Origin of the sequence: Dyadobacter pollutisoli (assembly GCF_026625565.1) — a bacterium.
GTDB classification, from domain to species: domain Bacteria; phylum Bacteroidota; class Bacteroidia; order Cytophagales; family Spirosomataceae; genus Dyadobacter; species Dyadobacter pollutisoli.
Window position 1 is genome coordinate 2,109,055 of the sequence record NZ_CP112998.1, and the last position, 18,265, is coordinate 2,127,319.

The 18,265-nt window shown below is 48.2% G+C and carries 15 protein-coding genes; 10 read left to right on the forward strand and 5 right to left on the reverse strand.

Going from position 1 to position 18,265, the window contains the following annotated elements; translation table 11 throughout:
• Positions 1 to 404 precede the first annotated feature (404 nt).
• The 3 genes from ON006_RS08675 to ON006_RS08685 are packed head-to-tail and all read right to left on the reverse strand — an operon-like array spanning position 405 to position 1,979.
• Positions 405 to 929 (reverse strand): hypothetical protein, encoded by a 525-nt coding sequence (locus ON006_RS08675; RefSeq protein ID WP_244818871.1) that lies wholly within the window; start codon positions 927 to 929, stop codon positions 405 to 407.
• Between the two features lie 54 nt (positions 930 to 983).
• The gene (locus ON006_RS08680) at positions 984 to 1,523 is read right to left on the reverse strand and encodes an SRPBCC family protein (protein ID WP_244818870.1); all 540 of its coding nucleotides are present in this window, start codon (positions 1,521 to 1,523) and stop codon (positions 984 to 986) included.
• A gap of 39 nt (positions 1,524 to 1,562) precedes the next feature.
• A complete protein-coding gene (locus tag ON006_RS08685) occupies positions 1,563 to 1,979 on the reverse strand; it encodes a VOC family protein (RefSeq protein ID WP_244818869.1) in 417 nt (138 codons plus the stop codon).
• Between the two features lie 113 nt (positions 1,980 to 2,092).
• On the opposite strand from ON006_RS08685, the gene ON006_RS08690 reads away from it, so the two are divergent.
• From ON006_RS08690 to ON006_RS08735, 10 genes are all read left to right on the forward strand, one after another.
• Positions 2,093 to 3,070 (forward strand): GlxA family transcriptional regulator, encoded by a 978-nt coding sequence (locus ON006_RS08690; protein ID WP_244818868.1) that lies wholly within the window; start codon positions 2,093 to 2,095, stop codon positions 3,068 to 3,070.
• 159 nt (positions 3,071 to 3,229) lie between these two features.
• Positions 3,230 to 3,796, forward strand: a complete 567-nt coding sequence (locus ON006_RS08695; RefSeq protein WP_244818867.1) for an RNA polymerase sigma factor — start codon at positions 3,230 to 3,232, stop codon at positions 3,794 to 3,796.
• 72 nt (positions 3,797 to 3,868) lie between these two features.
• Positions 3,869 to 4,972, forward strand: coding sequence for a FecR family protein (locus tag ON006_RS08700; RefSeq protein WP_244818866.1), 1,104 nt, complete (start codon positions 3,869 to 3,871; stop codon positions 4,970 to 4,972).
• 126 nt (positions 4,973 to 5,098) lie between these two features.
• Complete coding sequence (locus ON006_RS08705; protein WP_244818865.1) at positions 5,099 to 8,593, forward strand: SusC/RagA family TonB-linked outer membrane protein; 3,495 nt, start codon at positions 5,099 to 5,101, stop codon at positions 8,591 to 8,593.
• A gap of 8 nt (positions 8,594 to 8,601) precedes the next feature.
• Positions 8,602 to 10,131 (forward strand): SusD/RagB family nutrient-binding outer membrane lipoprotein, encoded by a 1,530-nt coding sequence (locus ON006_RS08710; RefSeq protein WP_244818864.1) that lies wholly within the window; start codon positions 8,602 to 8,604, stop codon positions 10,129 to 10,131.
• A gap of 10 nt (positions 10,132 to 10,141) precedes the next feature.
• On the forward strand, positions 10,142 to 10,927 hold the full coding sequence (locus tag ON006_RS08715; protein WP_244818863.1) for an HpcH/HpaI aldolase family protein: 786 nt from the start codon (positions 10,142 to 10,144) through the stop codon (positions 10,925 to 10,927).
• On the forward strand, positions 10,924 to 12,387 hold the full coding sequence (locus tag ON006_RS08720) for a GntP family permease (RefSeq protein ID WP_244818862.1): 1,464 nt from the start codon (positions 10,924 to 10,926) through the stop codon (positions 12,385 to 12,387). The genes ON006_RS08715 and ON006_RS08720 overlap by 4 nt, the downstream gene beginning before the upstream one ends.
• A 44-nt stretch (positions 12,388 to 12,431) precedes the next feature.
• Complete coding sequence (locus ON006_RS08725) at positions 12,432 to 13,316, forward strand: 2-hydroxy-3-oxopropionate reductase (RefSeq protein WP_267610005.1); 885 nt, start codon at positions 12,432 to 12,434, stop codon at positions 13,314 to 13,316.
• A 39-nt stretch (positions 13,317 to 13,355) separates the two neighbouring features.
• Complete coding sequence (locus ON006_RS08730) at positions 13,356 to 14,474, forward strand: mannonate dehydratase (protein ID WP_244818860.1); 1,119 nt, start codon at positions 13,356 to 13,358, stop codon at positions 14,472 to 14,474.
• Between the two features lie 27 nt (positions 14,475 to 14,501).
• Complete coding sequence (locus ON006_RS08735) at positions 14,502 to 15,797, forward strand: enolase C-terminal domain-like protein (RefSeq protein WP_244818859.1); 1,296 nt, start codon at positions 14,502 to 14,504, stop codon at positions 15,795 to 15,797.
• Between the two features lie 233 nt (positions 15,798 to 16,030).
• Here ON006_RS08735 and ON006_RS08740 read toward each other — a convergent pair whose 3' ends face one another.
• Complete coding sequence (locus ON006_RS08740; RefSeq protein WP_244818858.1) at positions 16,031 to 16,750, reverse strand: LytR/AlgR family response regulator transcription factor; 720 nt, start codon at positions 16,748 to 16,750, stop codon at positions 16,031 to 16,033.
• 2 nt (positions 16,751 to 16,752) lie between these two features.
• The gene (locus ON006_RS08745; RefSeq protein WP_267609972.1) at positions 16,753 to 18,252 is read right to left on the reverse strand and encodes a sensor histidine kinase; all 1,500 of its coding nucleotides are present in this window, start codon (positions 18,250 to 18,252) and stop codon (positions 16,753 to 16,755) included.
• Positions 18,253 to 18,265 lie beyond the last annotated feature (13 nt).

The following is an 18,265-nucleotide window of genomic DNA, read 5'->3' on the forward strand; positions in this document are numbered from 1 at the left end:
TTTACAATAAATTCAAAAATTGATGGTATAACGTTGTAACAATTTCCAATGAATTGCTGCGCAGGTAATACAAAAAGCAAAACGGGAAAGTGATAATTTTGAATTACACAACCCTGCACGCCTACGGCATTAATCTACCATGTACATTAACGTTTACCGCCTGGCGGCGGCTACCAATATTGCGTCCCTGACGGGACTTGCATTTAGGGTATCAAGTGAAACTCGTTTTTATTTGGCAAGGAAAAATTCAAAAAAGATAAAAGCTGAGCGATAGACGAGAGCAGGCCGAGTTGCAGACATCCCAGAGGGATGAAATATTGGTAGCCGTAAAAACGGGTACAAGGATTTGCAAAAGTGCCGTAGGTACGCAACCTACGGCACCGGCCAATAAATAGGATTACACATTACCTCGCTTTTGCGAAAGTTTTCAGCAACGGAGCGTCGAATGTGACTTCCACAGTTGGCCCACCGGCAGCCGATTGATCAAATTTCAATGTACCAGCCAGACGTTCCTTCGAATCAGTGGTCAGCGAGAGTGTTTCGTTGACTACCGTTCCGGAATATTGTACAAGCTGGCCATTCAGGCTGACCCAGTAAAGCAGCCTGGGGGCAGCATCGAGGTCAACCTGCAAACCTTCAATGTGCACATCCACGCAGTTCATTGCGTCGCAGGATTTGATCTTGCTGTCAATGTTTGTTCCGGTGAAAATCAGTCTGCGGATCTTCTTTTTGTCGTCGAATGCGTCCGGTCCGCTTACGAACCGCGCGAATTGAAGATCTACATTGAAAACCTTTTTAGGACCTTTGTACACCAGTTTGCCTTTGGAATTATCGGCTGCTACGAATGCTAGCAACGCAAAAAACACTGCAAATCCTGTCAGTCCCGAAACGAGACGAAAATGATGCTGGAAATTGTATCGGATTTTCATACGCTAGTTGGAAAAAGCATAAAATTTATCCGAATTTAACAAAAACGTAGATATTTATACGTGTTCCAATTTGCTTTTGAGATTTCCCAAACTGATCTGAATGTCGTTGCCCACAATGGAGTCCATATCCATGAAGAGCAGCATGAAATTCTTAGGCCAGTTCATGCCGCTGTTGTAAACCCAGGTGACCCGCGTTTGACCCGGTGACATCGCATCGGTTGACATAAATCCATTAGCCGTAAATTGGAATGGCGCCAGAAATCTAAGCTCAAATTCCACTCTTTCGCCGTCGATTATGCGTTTTGTCTCCAATTCACCCTTTCCGGCCTTTTTATCGTTGCTTTCGAAAGTCAGTATAGAGCCCGGTTTTCCGTCGGGAGATCCTTTAAAACCAATTTTCGTGTGGGGATCGAGGGACAGCCATTTGCTGTAAGATTTTTGGTTGCTATTCAATTTAATGTAATCGAACACCTCCTGTTTCGGGACATTGATGACAACCTGCCTTACCAAAGTATATTTATCCTTAGTGAACATGGCAACAACGGCGGCCAAAGAGACAATAGCAATCACGAATACTAAAATTTTCAGTATCATTTTTTTGAAGTTAAAATGTTGGAAATTGGTTTGTTGTAATTATGTAAATTCAATCATCCATTGAATACCGAATTTGTCCCGGCACATGCCGAAGTAGGAGCCCCAGAAGGTTTTGTTCAATGGCATTTCTACGTCGCCGTCGTCGGAAAGTTTTTCAAAAAGCCGGTTCGTTTCTTCCACGCTTTCGGTATGGATCACAATGTGAAAATTGTTGCCGGCCTCCACTTTCTGATCCATCACGTCCAATGTGTCCGTAGCCATGATGGTAATGACATCCGACACTTTTAATGACACGTGAATGAGCTTGTGCTGCTCGTGGGCGGGGATTTTGTCTCCGCCTGGTATCTCACCGTACCTCGAAAAAATGGAGAATTCTCCTCCCAGAATTGATTTGTAATATAGCATTGCTTCTTCTGCATTGCCGGCAAAATGTAAGTAAGGGGTCAGGTTACGCATACTTGAACAGGTTTATGGTTACAAAATTATTGGCAATAATTTACATTGAGACATGGTAAATGCGACATTCTGTAGTGGGTGTTTGCGACAAAGTTTTGGTTTAATTTTGCAGCATGATAACCATATCGATCCTCGCCCTCAAAAACGCCGTCATGGCCTCTGTCGCCGACTCGCGTAATGTGTTCGCTACTGTGAACGAATTTTTGAAACACTCAGGTCGCGCCCCGTTGTTTCAGGTGCAATTAGTAGCATTAACGCAGGAAGTAAAACTAAATGACGGACTTTTTTCTATCCATCCTGATGCCGTACTGACCGATATCAGGCACACGGATCTGATCATTATTCCGGCCATGAGCGGGGATATGATGAGCGCTACGCATATGAACAGGGGTTACGCGGGCTGGATCGCACGGCAGTACAAGGGTGGGGCCGAGGTGGCAAGTCTTTGCGTAGGGGCATTTTTGCTTGCTTTTTCAGGTTTGTTGAAAGGAAAGCAATGTACTACGCACTGGTCTTACGCGAATGAGTTCCGGTATTTTTATCCGGATGTCAAACTCGTGGACGAAAAACTGATCACCGACCAGAACGGCCTGTATTCCAGCGGCGGTAACAATGCTTACTGGAACCTGCTTTTGCATTTGGTTGAAAAATATACCGATCGTAAAATGGCCATTCAAATGGCCAAACACTTTGTAATTGATATTGATAAAACCATGCAATCGCCTTTTGTGGTGTTCCATGGGTTGAAAGATCATGAAGACGAAGTGATTAGAAAGGCGCAGGAATACATTGAACAGAATTACCAGGAAAAACTCGTGGTGGATCAGCTGGCGGTTCAGTTTAATGTTACCCGGAGGACATTCGAACGCAGGTTTAAAAAAGCAACCCGGAATACGGTGGTAGAATATATTCAGCGCGTAAAAGTGGAGGCGACCAAAATGCAGCTGGAAACCGGGAGAAAATCGGTCAACGAAATCATGTACGATGTCGGCTACTCGGATATCCAGACTTACCGTGACGTGTTCAAGAGAATTACCGGTATGACGCCCGTTGAGTACCGCAACAAATACAACAAAGAAGCCAGCCTGTAAGCTTCAAAAATGTACGATTAGCACCGGTATTTGTCCGCAAGTATCCGGCAAAACTGCTTCGGGACACTTTAATGCATTATTTTGATAAAAAAGATAAAAATTATGGGGTATATTCTCAAAATTGGAGTCTCATCTAATAAATGAGTCAGCAAGAGCATAATGAGAGCACGTATCACTCCTGATGAAGCGCAAAAACTTTGGAATGACTACCAGTCGGGCGATATGTATGCGCTGGCGAACATTATGCAGAGCTACTATTCTGACCTTTTTCATTGGGGGTTACGACTGCACGCGGAGCGGGAATTTGTAAAGGATTGTATTCAGGATATGTTTGTCAAGCTCTGGAAAATGCAGGAGTCGGTGAATGCGGTTGAAAATGTGCGGTCATACCTGATGGTTGTTTTGAAGACACGAATATTGCGTGAGCTGTCCAAAAAGCATGTTACGCATCAGTCGTTCCTTTCCGAGGAGTATTCGTTTTCGGTGGAGTTTGCGTCGGATCTGCGCCTGATCGATGAGGAGCACGAGGTGTACCGGATCAGGAAGCTGGAAGTGGTGCTGAACCATCTCTCGGACCGACAGAAGGAGTTGATTTACCTCAAATTTTACCAGAATCTAAGTTTTGAACAGATCGCCGATGTCATGAAACTGAGCAGGCAGTCTGTGTATAATTTGCTTCAAAAATCGCTGGGAAGTCTGCGCAAGCATTATGACAGTCCACATTAAGCACAGAAATGATTTAAAAAAATAGCTTCGTATAGCGTACAGCGTGATTCTCATTCAAACTGAAACCGGGCCATGAAAAATTACGAGTCATATCAATTGGAAGATTTTCTGGCGGACCAGGGTTTTATAGACTGGGTGCGTGGCAGAGGCAGCCAGGGCGTATTTTGGGCGGCTTTTACTGAAAAATATCCTGATAAAACGGAATTGTTTCAAGAGGCTGAGCGACTGACGAGAGCTGCCAATGTGAAGCCGGAAGGCATTAGCGAGAAAGAGATCAGAGCTGAGGTAGCACTGTTTATAGAACGCGCCAGCGCGCCGGAGACACCGGAAATTGTGCCTTTGCAAGAGGAAAAGGTGGTTGTATCATCATTTTCACGCATTCGTTGGGTGGTCGCAGCGGCTGCTGTTGTGTTGATCGCAATAGGGATCAACTGGTATTTGGCCCCGGGGAATGTCACCAAACCCAATATTGCTTCCACGGATGTGAGCCCGCCTAACCTGGTCACGACCAGCAACGATACCGAAAAGCCATTGAAAATATTGCTGGTTGACGGTTCGGAAGTGATACTGAGCCCGAAGAGCTGTTTGAGTTATCCTTCGCAGTTTGACGACAGTTCGCGGATCGTGTACCTGACGGGTGAAGCGATGTTTTCGGTGAAGCATCAGGGGCAGACTTTCATGGTTTACACCGGCGATGTGGTCACCAAAGTGCTGGGGACGCGATTTGTGGTGAGCGCATTTGACAAGGATAAAAAAATTACCGTGCAGGTGCAGACGGGCAAAGTGTCGGTGTATGTAGAAAAGCCGGAACTTTCGCAGCGAAAAAAGGAAGTAAACGGGTTGATAATCACCGCCAATCAGGCCGCCATTTTTGAAAAAAGCATTCATCAGCTTTCTAAAACATTAGTGGAAAACCCCGAAAAACTGACCAAAGAAGCTGTCGAAAGCATTTCCAAATATGAGGAAGTGCCACTGCCGGTATTGTTTCAGGACATTGAAAAAGCCTACGGAATTCCCGTCCAGTTCGATGCTGAAAATTTCCGGACGTGCAAGATCACGGCGACGCTATCAAATGAAAACATGTATGAAAAGCTCGATATCCTTTGTAAAACCGTCTCTGCCAGTTATGAAATAGTTGACGGACAGATCATTATCAGCGGAAAAGGCTGTAAGTAGCATAAAAAATGGCAGTGATTTCGCACTGCCAGAAAGGTCTTGATGTATTGAGTATCCACTCGCCAAAGTAACAGCTCAAACATCCTGAATTCCCGGTTAAAAGAACCATTAACCCTTATCAAAATTATGAAAAAACACGTTACCAGACAATTCTGGCTAAAACTTATGACGTTTTCATTAACACAGAGTTTTGTCATGTTGGTGCTGGCCGGTGTCGCTTATGCGCACACCAGCGATGCACAGGAGTACCTGAGCCGGCGGTTGTCGGTACAGGCGGAAAACCGTGAGATCAAAAAAGTACTGGCGGACATTGAGAAGGAGACGGATGTCAGGTTTGTTTATAGTTCCAATGTATTGGAATCGTCGAAAAAGGTCAGTATCCAGGCCGTGAATGCAACGTTGGCCGATGTACTGAACCGGCTTTTTAAACCATTAAAAGTCAGATACGAGCTGGCTGGCAAGAAGATCATTTTAACACCCGAGCTGCCCAATGCAGACAATGGGCTGGTATTACCGGATGGAAAGGGCGACCCGGCCGGCCCGAAACGAAACCTGAGCGGCAAGGTAACCGACGAGCGGGGAATCGGGCTGCCCGGCGTGAATATCATTGTGAAAGGAACGCAGCGCGGCACTACTTCCAATGCAGAGGGAGTTTTTCAGATCGAGCTGCAAAGTGGTGATAATACGCTGTTGTTCAGTTTTGTAGGTTTTCAGACCAAAGAGGTAACAGTAGGTAATGAGTCCAGTCTGACCATTTCGCTGTCGCCGGAAAGTAAGGCTTTGGAAGAAGTGGTAGTGACTGCTTTGGGTATCAAAAAATCCGCCAAAAGTCTTGGTTATGCCACGGCGTCGGTGCCAACCGAAGAAATGACCGTGAACCGGACCGCCAATTTTATGAATGCATTGCAGGGTAAGATGGCGGGCGTGAACATTACCTCGCTAGGCTCGGGACCGGCGGGAACGAGCAAGATCCGTATCCGGGGACAGTCATCTTTTGGAGGAAACAATTCACCGCTTATCGTGGTCAATGGTGTGCCGATAGACAATACGAACTTCGGCGCGAGAGGCGATGCTTCCGACAAAGGGGCCAACCGCACATCGGACAGCGGCGATGGTTTGAGCAGCATCAATCCTGATAACATTGAGTCGATGACGGTACTGAAAGGCGCCGCGGCTTCTGCATTATATGGTTCGCGTGCCAAGGACGGCGTCATCATGATTACTACCAAAACGAGAGGCGCTGGCGTGGGGATAGGGATTGAGTACAACACCAATTTTACCACTGAAACCCCGCTGGATTATACAGACTATCAATATGAATACGGCCAGGGAGAGAACGGAAAACGGCCCACAACACCCAATCCTACATCAGGCCAATGGAGCTTTGGCGAGAAATTTGCACCGGGTATGACCCAGGTGCTTTTTGATGGCGTAGAAGTGCCATATGTGCCTCAGAGACATCAGATCACTGATTATTATCGAAAAGGAAACACATTTACCAACACATTGTCGCTCTCCTCAGGTGGCGAATTTGGTGGATTCAGCCTCTCATTGTCCAATCTTGACAACAGGACTATCCTGCCGGGATCGGGCTACCATCGTAAAACGGTGAACCTGGGTTTTACGCAAACCATGGCCAAGAAGCTGACGGTTTCGGGTAATATCAATTATTCCAATGAAACCCGGAAAAACCCGCCTAACATTGCCGAGCAGGATTACAGCCCGGTTTCGCTGTACAATATGGCCAACTCCATGCCGCTCGATCTGCTTGAAAAATATGCAACTGACGCGAATGGAAATGAATATGTCTGGTCGCGGTTTACCAACCGTACCAATCCATATTTTGCATTGAAACGTTTTGAAAACATTGATAAGGACCGCGTTTTCGGAAACCTGTCGGTGCGTTACAATTTTACGCCCTGGCTGTACGCACAGGGCCGTATCGGTCAGGATTACTTCGCACGGGAGCAGGAATACAACCTGCCCACAGGTAGCCAGCGCCAGGCAGCTGCGCCCGCAGGATTTGTGAACGGGCAGTATGTGCAGGATGCGCGCACGGTACGCGAACTCAATGCTGATTTCCTGATCGCGGCCAACAAAACTTTTGGCGACATTGGTGTCAATGTGAATGTCGGTGGTAACCAGATGTACCGGAAACTGAGCCGGCATAATGTGTTTGTCCAGGATTTTTATACCCGGGGCCTTTACACAATCGGAAACGGCCGGCAGAAGGATGCGACCTATGATTTTTCCAAAAGGCAGGTTAATTCGCTGTACGGTTCGGCCGAGGTTTCCTTTAAGGATTACCTTTTCCTGAATGGTACTATCCGCAATGACTGGTTTTCGACGCTGTCACCGGCTAACAGGAGCATTGTATATCCTTCTATCACAGGTAGTTTCGTGTTTTCTCAGGCGCTGACCTCGTCTTTGCCTGCCTGGATCACGTTTGGCAAAATCCGGGTCGCCTACGCAGAAGTAGGGAGCGATACCGATGTGCAGCCTTACTCTAATAACCTGTTTTACGGCATCAATGCCCAGCAGTTTCCTAATCCCTCGGGTGTAGCGTCACCATTGGCCACGATCAGCGGTTCCACGGTTCCCAATGCAAATCTTCGCCCGATGCGCGTGTCGGAGAAAGAGGTGGGGCTGGAATTGAAACTGTTCAACAACATGCTGGGGCTGGACTTTACCTATTACGATAAACTCTCCTCCGATCAGATCCTGCAAGCCCAGACTTCCGACGCATCCGGCTACCTTACCCAGCTTATTAATGTAGGTAAAGGACGTAACCGCGGCTTGGAAATGATGGTGAATGTGCTACCGATACGGAGTACGAACTTTACCTGGAACCTCAATTTCAATGCCGCATATAATGTAACCAAAGTGCTGGATCTGGGCGGAGACGTGAGCGATGCGATGATTACGGTCGGTACCGGTGATTTTACCGGCGAGCTTCGTCAGGTTGTGGGCAGGTCTATGGGACAGCTTTACGGTTTTGGTTATCTGCGGGACGATCAGGGCAGGCAGGTTTTTGATGTCGGAAATGGTCGCCCGTTGCGTACACCGACGCAGATTTCCTTTGGCAGTGCATTACCTAAATGGGTAGGCGGTATTACCAATGGTTTCAATTACAAGGAACTGTCGGCGTCCTTCCTGATCGATTTCAAACTGGGACATAAAATGATCTCGGGTACCAATCACAATGCGTGGCGTCACGGCTTAATGAAAGAAACATTACCGGGCAGGGCAGAAGGCTTTATTGTTGGCGATGGCGTCAATCCAAACGGGGAGGTTAACAAAACCAAGTCCGTAGTGCAGGCTTACTATGAAACCGTACGGTCTCAGAACATTGCCGAACAGTTTGTGTACAATGCAGGATTATGGCAGCTGCGCCAGATCACGATCGGTTATGATTTTTCAAAATTGTTGCCCAAAAACATTCCTTTCATCAAAGGAGGAAGGATCAATGCAGTGGCCAACAATGTGGCGGTTTTGAAAAAATGGGTACCCAACATTCACCCCGATCAGTTTGGTTTTCCATCGGACAACCTCATTGGTCTGGAAGCGACAGGCCTGCCGATCACACGCAGTATGGGTTTCAATCTTAACCTTAAATTTTAAGAAAGAAAATGAAAAAGCTATATCAATCAATCCTGACCGGCATCGTTTTTCTGCCCCTGCTGATTTCCTGCGACAATGGATTTGACGAAATGAACATCAATCCGATCGCCCTCACAGCCGTAGAACCTTCGTACCAGTTAAATACCACCATTGTCAACAGCGCACCGACTTACGGAAACCTGAGCTATGAAACGACGATCGTGAAACAAATGATCACGCCATTCAGCGGGCAGGGTTCTGCGGCCAATTTTAATCAGGACAACCGGGGCGTAACCTCGGGAAACTGGACGACGATTTACCGCGGTATCATTAAAGAACTGACCGACGTAGTTGCCAAAACCAAAGACGACGCGGCCCGTACGAACTTGTACAATATGGCCAGGATCTGGAAGGCCTATTCATTCCTGATCCTGACCGATACTTACGGAAATATTCCATACAGCGAGGCAGGATTAGGCTTTTTGTCGGGAAACACCGGGCCGGCTTATGATAGCCAAGAGGCGGTGTACACCGACATTCTGAATGAGCTGGAAACGGCTTCCGCAGCCTTGGACGCTTCCAAAACGAAGGTTGCGAGCGACGTTTTGTATGGTGGGGATGTATTGAAATGGAAGCACCTGGGCAACTCATTGCTGCTGCGGGCCGCCATGCGCCTTTCCAAAGTTAACCCTGATAAAGCCAAAGAATATGTAACCAAAGCAGTAGCAGGTGGTGTAATGGATTCCAACAAGGACAATGCGGTGATCCGCCACACGGCCAGTTTTACTAATCCCGTTGGAAGCTCATTGAATGGTGGACAGTCTGCATTCTACTACCTCGACCAGGATTTTGTGGATTATCTGACGGCCAATAATGACCCGCGTCTGGCGTCGATTGCAGTACGATATGTTGGTGCGCAAAGTGGTGCAGACCAAACGGAGGCCAAAGCCAATCGCTCAGTCGCTGTGCAGATCGGAATGCCGCAGGGCTATGATAATACCACAATCAGCAAAGATGTGGCCGATAAAAAGCTGGCCAGTTTGTGGGATTACAGCCAGCTGGACAGGACACGCATGGCAGGCCTGACGGCGCCCAGTTTCCTGGTGACCTATGCGCAAACGCAGCTTTTGCTGGCCGAGGCTGCGCATCGCAAGTGGACATCTGGTGACGCGGCTACGCTGTATGCCAACGGTATCAAGGCACATATGCAGCAGTTTGCGGACTACGGCAGCGCGACCGCGATCCAGGACGCAGCCGTGAGCGCGTACGTGGCTGCCCACCCGCTACATGCAGGTAAAGAACTCGAAGAAATCAATACGCAATACTGGGTGGCCTCCTTCCTCGTAGGCCCCGAAGCATTTGCCAATTTCCGGCGCAGCGGGTTTCCGGTCCTCAAACCGAACCCATATCCCGGCAGCGACCTCAAATCCGAACCGTTTATCAGAAGGCTTACCTATACCGACGCAGAACTGAACGTCAATCACGACAACGTTCAAAAAGCCATTGCCCAGCAAGGTGCAGACCTCCTCGATACCCGGATTTGGTGGGATAAAAAATAAACCATTTGGAATGAAGAATCTGAAAAAAAGACTGAAACAGGGAGAAACATTACACGGCTGCTGGCTCAACACCGGCAGCTCACTCACCGCCGAGATCGTTGGACTATCCGGCTTCGACTGGGTGCTCATTGACCTTGAACATGGCGCGGGTTCCGAAAAGGATGTGCTATACCAGTTGCAGGCATTGGAACACACCAAAACCGCCGCGATCGTCCGGGTCGAAAGCTCCGAAAGCCAGCGCATTCACCGGGTACTCGACATGGGCGCGGAAGGAATTATGTGCCCGAAAATCACAGGCCCGGAAGGAGCAAAAAAGGTGGTGCAGGGGCTCCATTATCCGCCCGATGGTGGCAGGGGAGTGGCGAAAATGGTCCGGGCAACTGGTTTTGGTCTGCATTTCAATGAATATTATCAGGAGGCAAAAGAGAACATTCTCGGCATCGCGCAGATCGAAACGGTGGAGGTATTGGACCACCTGGACGAAGTAGCGGCCATAGAAGGCATTGATGTGCTTTTCATTGGTCCCGCGGATCTATCAATGGAGCTCGGTATTTTCGGTCAGTTTGATCATCCGCGATTTAAAGAAGCAATGAGAGAAACCGTGAATGCAGCCCAGAAAGCGGGAAAAGCTACCGGTATTCTTTTCTTCAATCCCGAAGATTACCAAACCTACCACGATCTCGGCATCCGGTTCATTGCCTGCGGCTCCGACGCCACATTTGTCGCTGACGGAGCCCGTAATCTTGCCAAAAAACTAGATTCTTTCAGATCCATCACGAAACCCGGACATTCATGACCCTCCCTCTTTTTTTCAGCGACCCGCTTTTTATTTTGCTAGTAGGGGTGATCATCGTCGTTGGTGGCATTATTGTGCTACAGCTGCATCCGTTTCTGGCCCTTTTACTGGGCGCTTTCGCCGTCGCGATCATGACGCCCGGTTCGGCCATTGAAGCTTTTGCTTTGGGCAAAGGACAATCTCAGGCGGCCGCGCAGGCCCTCGCAGCGAAGAGTATCGGAGAGCGGATCGCCTTCGAATTCGGTAGTACGTGCGGCAAAATCGGCATTCTGATCGCTATGGCCGCGATTATTGGAAAATGTATGCTGGAAAGCGGTGCAGCCGAGCGTATCGTGAGAGGTATGCTTCATGTTACCGGTGTAAAAAATGCGCCGGTTGCATTCCTGGTCAGCAGCTTTTTCCTGGGCATTCCCGTGTTTTTCGACATTGTCATTTTCCTGATGATACCGCTGGCGAAAGCAGTCAGTATGCGGATTGGGAAAAATTATCTGCTGCTGGTACTGGCCATTACCGGCGGTGCGGCCATGGCGAATTCGTTTGTGCCGCCCGCGCCAGGACCCTTGTTTTTAATTGGTGAAATGAATATTCCAATTGGGATGATGATGGCTGGTGGTACCATGCTGGGGCTGGTGACTATCACGGCTGGGTATCTGTTTGCGGTATATGTCAATAAAAAATGGCCGGTGGTACTGCGGGATTCACTGGATGCGAGATTGGAGGATATTAAGGCGCTCGCGGCCAAGGACAACTCACAACTTCCCACGCTATCGCTCGCATTGCTGCCTGTCGCACTTCCGCTTGTGCTGATATGCACTGACAATATTCTGGATTCCATGATCGCGTCGGGTGCATTGGTGCCGGGAGATGGGTTTTTCGCGAAACTGATTACGATCATTCAATTATTCGGGGACAAAAACATTGCACTCGTAGCAGGCGGACTAGTTGCATTGGTAGTACTTGCCATGCAGAAAAAAGGGAGCAAGGAAGGTATGACCACATTCGTACAGGCCGCGCTGATGAGTGGCGGCGGCATTATCCTGATCACGGCAGCAGGCGGAGCGTTCGGCGGTATTTTACAACAAACCGGTATCAGTTCAAGGATTGGTGAAATGACGAAGGATTATCAAATGGCATTGATACCGATGGCTTTCGTCATCAGCGCGGTGGTGCGCACTGCCCAAGGTTCCGCGACGGTCGCATTGATTACGGCATCGGGAATTCTGTCCGGGCTGGCGACCAGTTCGCATCTGGAATTTCATCCGATATACCTCGGGCTGGCGATTGGCTGCGGCTCGAAACTGGTTCCCTGGATGAATGACGCGGGTTTCTGGATCATTGTCAAAATCAGTAACCTGACCGAGCGGGAAGCATTGAAAACCTTCTCTCCGATGCTCGTTGTAATGGGTACGGTTGGATTAGTCGTCTTGATGATCGCAGCGAAGTTGTTTCCCTTGGTTTGAATGTAAACGAGAGACTTGGCAAGTCTTGCAGACTTACCAAGTCTATTAAAAAAAATATTTATATGAAAAAAATAGGATTTATTGGCTTAGGTATCATGGGCAAGCCAATGGCCCTCAATCTGTTAAAAGCGGGCTATACGGTTTCGGTTTTAAAAAAAAGCAAGGCGTCGAAAGAACTCACCGACGCGGGCGCACGGGCTTTTGAAACCAATCGGGAACTAGCGGCAGCGAGCGACATCATCATTACCATGCTACCCGATTCACCACAGGTAGAGGAAGTGGTGTTCGGGACAGGGGGAGTTTTGGAAGGAATAAAATCCGGCTCGCTTTTCATCGATATGTCTACCATTGCGCCAGGTACTGCAAGGGAATTATATCAAAAATTTCAGGAAATGGGCGTGGAGGCATTGGATGCTCCGGTTTCGGGCGGGCAGGTGGGAGCGGAGGCAGCTTCCCTGTCGATTATGATTGGTGGAACTGAAAGTGCTTTTGACAGGGCTTTGCCGATTTTTCAGGTGATGGGTAAAAATATTGTCCATATCGGAGAACCTGGCGCGGGACAAACTACCAAAGCCTGCAACCAGATGATCGTCGGAATGACGATCCAGGCTGTGGCGGAGGCATTTACATTGGCAGGGAAAGCAGGTGTCAATCTCGAAAAAATGCGGGATGTGCTACTCGGAGGATTTGCCCAAAGCCGCATTCTCGACCTGCACGGCAAACGAATGATCGAAGGAAACTTCAAACCCGGGTTCAAGATCAGGCTTCACAAGAAAGACATGAACATTGCTTTGGAAACAGGAAAGGAACTGGGCGTAACGTTGGGCGGAACCGCGCACGCTGCTTCACAAATGGATGCGGCCATTGAGCAAGGCAATGCGGAGCTGGATCACAGTGCATTATATCTGGTATTAAATCAGGAAAAGTAAAATGAATTTTTTCAGTCAAACCCTTTAACAAAGACGGTAATGAAAAGAGAGAATTTTATAAAAGTCCTAGCAGCCGGTTCGGTAGGAGCCGCCACATTGGGACAGGAGCAGGCTCAGGCGGCAAAAGCTGCCGAACCCAAAAAAGTACTAATGAAAGTAGGCTGCCAGTCCGGCGGTACCAGTATCGAAAACCTGGAATTCAAGGCAAGGCATGGTGTATATAACCTCGACGGCGGCGCTCCTAAAACTATCCCCGGCAAAGGCTGGGACCTGGAAGATTCCTTGCGAAAAAAGGAAGCTTGCGAAAAATATGGCATTAGCCTGGACGCGTATCACTGGCCGCTGGCTTCGTCCGGCATTGATAAGTCTGAATATCCCAATGTGATGCTGGGCAAAAGTCCCGAGCGCGACCGGGAAATTGAGATGTTGCAACAAATGATTGAGGTAGCGGGAAAGAGCGGCATCCATTTATTGAATTACAACACAACCATTTTGCCCGTGTTACGCACCGGCCGGACCAAAGACCCCAAACGTGGTAACGCGTTGTACAGCACCTGGAATTATGAAGAAGCTGTTAAAAGAAACGACCCAAAAACCATTGCTGGCGATGTTTCGATCGATATGATGTTCGAACGCATTACCTACCTGCTCGACCGCTGCCTGCCCGTGGCCAAGGAATATAAAGTGAAACTCGCCAACCACATCGCCGATCCTCCGACGCCTGTTGGGTACCGCGGTATCACGAGGTGGAATAGTCCCGATGTTTTTGAGGGGATCAAACGTTTTGCGCAACTTTATAAAAGTGAGTACCATGGTTTCAACTTTTGCATTGGCTCAATAGCGGAAGGCCTGAAAGATCCGAAAACTGAAATTCTGCCAATCATTAAATGGGTAGGAGAGCGTAAACAGATCTTTAATATTCATTTGCGCAACATCAAAGGCGGGTGGAACAATTTTCAGGAAGTGTATCCCGACAATGGTGATATGAATTTCTTGCAGGTGGTGCGGGCGCTCCGCGACGTTGGTTTTGACGGTATGGTCATGCCCGATCACGTGCCGCATCATGAAGACGAAGCTGCGACGCCGCAGGCGTTTTCATTTTCTTATGGTTATATCAAAGGCTTGCTGCAGGCGGCTGCCGACGAGGTTAAAGCGTAAATTTTCAGTCATTAAAATAAAAAACATATGCGCGGTCCGCTGATCAAAGACATTTACATTACCCCCATTGCCATTGTTGACCCTCCTTTGTTGAATGCAGCCGGCCTGCACGCGCCCTATGCATTGCGAACGGTGGTGGAACTGGTTACCGACGATGGTATTTCCGGTATCAGCGAAATTCCCGGAAACAGCAGCATTGACGAAGCATTGGAACTATCGCGCGACCTGCTGGTGGGGAGAGATGTGTTTCAACTGAATGAAATCCGGCAGGTGCTCACCAATCATTTCGGAGTGGAGACGGCTGCCCAGCGTGGCGACGCACCCTGGGACCAGCGAAAACTGGTACACATTTTCAGCGCGATAGAAGTCGCCTGTCTGGATATTATCGGCAAAGTTACCAACCGGCCGGTAGTGGATCTCTTGGGTGGAAAAATGCGCGACAGGGTACCGTTTGCAGCCTATCTTTTTTATAAATACGAAGGAGCAGGCGGTAAATTTGAATTCGGTACCGATCCTGAGGCGACCGGTTGGGCCGCTGCGAGGCAGGCTGCCGCGCTAGACCCGGCGGGCATAGTAGTACAGGCACATGCGATGTGCAAAGAGTTTGGTTTTCAGTCCATTAAGCTCAAAGGCGGGGTTTTCGAACCACGTGTCGAGGTGGATTCGATGTTTGCCCTGTACGAAGCTTTCGGGACGGATGTTCCTTTGCGCGTTGATCCGAATGCGATCTGGGAGGTAGAAACCGCCATTAAGTACGGCAAGGAAATGCAGCATATCCTTGAATATCTGGAAGATCCCGTGCGCGGACAGGAAAATATGGCCAAGGTGCGCAAGGAATTGAACATTCCTTTTGCTACCAATATGTGTACCACGTCATTTGAAGATATTCCAAGAAGCATTCAGCTGGGTTCCGAGGACATTATCCTGAGCGATCACCATTTCTGGGGCGGATTACGGTCATCGATGACATTGTCAGGCATTTGTGATACGTTTGGAAGAGGCCTTTCCATGCATTCAAATAGTCATTTGGGCATTTCGCTGGCGGCTATGGTGCATTTGGGGGCGGCATTGCCGGCGGTTCCTTATGCACTGGATACGCATTATCCGTGGCAGTCGGACGAGATCATTGTCGGTGGTCGCATGAAATTTGAAGAAGGATCGGTGGAGGTACCTGATGGCCCCGGACTCGGCGTGGAGCTGGACAGAGAGGCGTTGAAAGCATTGCACCAGAATTACCTGGACTGTGGCCTCAAAAAACGCGATGATGAAATTGAAATGCAGAAAAAAGTACCGGGTTGGAAATTTAAGGCGGTGCGGTGGTAATGTTGATTTGTCAAAAAATCCCGTCAGGGATGTAATCTTGGTAGCCACCGGTACGGTGGTGTTGGGGTTTCCATGCACCTCGCAAGTGCCGTAGGTACGTAACGTTGCATACCTACGGTATTTTTATTCGCATGTTTATTTACCTCCTACCGAGGTTACGTCCCGATGAGACTTGCTTTTGCCGCCCCTAATATTGATATGAATATTCATACATTATTGACCTGAATTCAAATTTAACCCTGAATGAGCTTCACGGTGTGGCGATAATTTTTGCCCATGGGAAGCTCTTTTCCATTCCTGAGCCGCACCATATTGCCTTCTATATAATGTACAAATCGCTTGTTGAGCATGTACGATTTGTGAATCCTGATGAATGAATCGGGAGGTAGCTGTTCTTCAAAACTGCTCAATGTCCTCGGCGTCAGCCAGAATTTTTGCTCACTCCATACCTTCACATAATTCCCCAGACTTTCAAGGTAATAAACCTCATCCAGTTGCAGCTGTACCAGTTTTTTGTCTGATTTAATGTAGATCTGGGCCGGTTCGGTGACAGGTGTCGATGGCTGAGGCAATGCTGTGATAGGTAACGTTTGTTTGCGTAATGTATGCACTGCCAGCGCGCGGTTGGCCGCTTTCAAAAACCGGTCGAAGCGGAAGGGTTTTAACAGATAATCGCATACTTCCAGCTCAAAGCTTTCCAATGCATGTTCTTCAAAAGCAGACGTAATGATCACGAGGGGCCGGTGATGCAGGGTGCGAAGAAAATCCAGCCCGCTGAGCTTGGGCATGCGAATGTCGAGGAAAATGAGGTCTACGGAATTGTCGCTCAGGAACGCCAGTGCTTCGGTGGCCAGGTAACATTGGCCAGCGTTTTTCAAAAAGGGAATGTCGGCCATGTAGGCCAGGATCACATCGTGTGCGAGCGGCTCATCATCTACGATTAAACAGCGCATGTTCATGAAAGTTGCAATTCCAGTTCAGCCTCAAAAATACCATTATCCTTCACAGTATTGACACGGTACCTGCCCGGATATTGCAAACCAAGCCGCTTTTGCAGGTTAGCCAGGCCGATGCCTTCGTTTGCCAAGTTAGGTGCTGGTTCAAACGAATTTTTGCAGGTGAAATGTAGTCGCTGAGCGTCTGCATGAATGTTTATATGCAAAAAAGAATCGCTCTCAGCAGGTTCTATTCCGTGTTTAAATGCATTTTCTATAAAAACAATCAGCAGTAGCGGCGCTATCTTGACCGACTCGTCCGCAATGTCTTTCGTGAATTGCAGATCGAGTTTTTTCCTGAGCCTGATGCGTTGTAATTGCAGGTAATCTTCCAGGTATTTCACTTCTTCACCTACACGCACATAAGGTTCTTTGGCTTTATAAATCACATACCGCATCAGCTCAGAAAGTTGCAGAATGCTTTCCGGCGTCTGCTCCGATTTTTGCAAACTCAATGCATAAAGGTTGTTCAATGTATTGAAAAAGAAGTGCGGATTGAGCTGCTGTTTGAGCAGATCCAGCTCGGTTTGAGACTTTTCCCTTTCGAGCGAAACGATCAGGTTGTTTTGTTTCAACCATTGTCCTGCCAGCAAAACAGGCAGACTGATAATGAGGATAATGAAGGGTCCAAAGGCATTTTCCAAAACAAAAGGATAGTTTGAAAAAACACCGCCCAGGTCCTGGCTCAGCGGCAACATGTTTAGCATTTGCCCCATGAATGGATAGAAAACAGCTATAACCGTTAATCCGCTGAGCGCGTAAATGAGGATTCCTTGTGTTCTTAAAATATGCGGAACGAGGATTTTGCTATTGACGTAAAAAAAGAAATACCCGCAGAGATACATGAGCAGTAATTGGGCGGCATAGCTTAAAAACAGCCCAAAATGGCTCACAATTTTCGATGGTACGAATTCATACCCAATGAGCAGCTGATCTTTTTTATCATACTCAGGGTTGTTCAAACTGGAAACGGCCATCGCAGCGAGAATGAGGGCAATAGTGGCAATACTGATCAGAATGGCCTTTTCCAGACTCAGCCGCTGTACCCATTTGATCTGTTTCAGGCGACGGAAATAGTAGGTATTGATCACCAAAACGCATTCCAGCGAAAGTGTGCAAATGCTGCCTACGACCAACAATTCCTGCATGGTAGTTCCGGCCTCAACCCAAAAAGTAGCGACAACCAACATTACAAAAGGCAGGTAAATGGCGAAGCAGGCCAGCCAGCTGTAGATGTACTTTTTCAATGGCCACAGTTGCAGCCACTTTTCTTTGTTCCATACGAAGATCAGCACAGGCAATTGCGAGAGGAACAGCGTCAAACCGAACTGGACATAATGATGCCAGAACTGCGAATCTTCAAGACCCGTAAAGCCAATGGCAACCCACTGCAAAATCCCGACAAACAGCCAGAAATCGCGCCACTTGGCAAACCTCATTAACTTTTCAAACCAATGCATACAGATGAAGTAA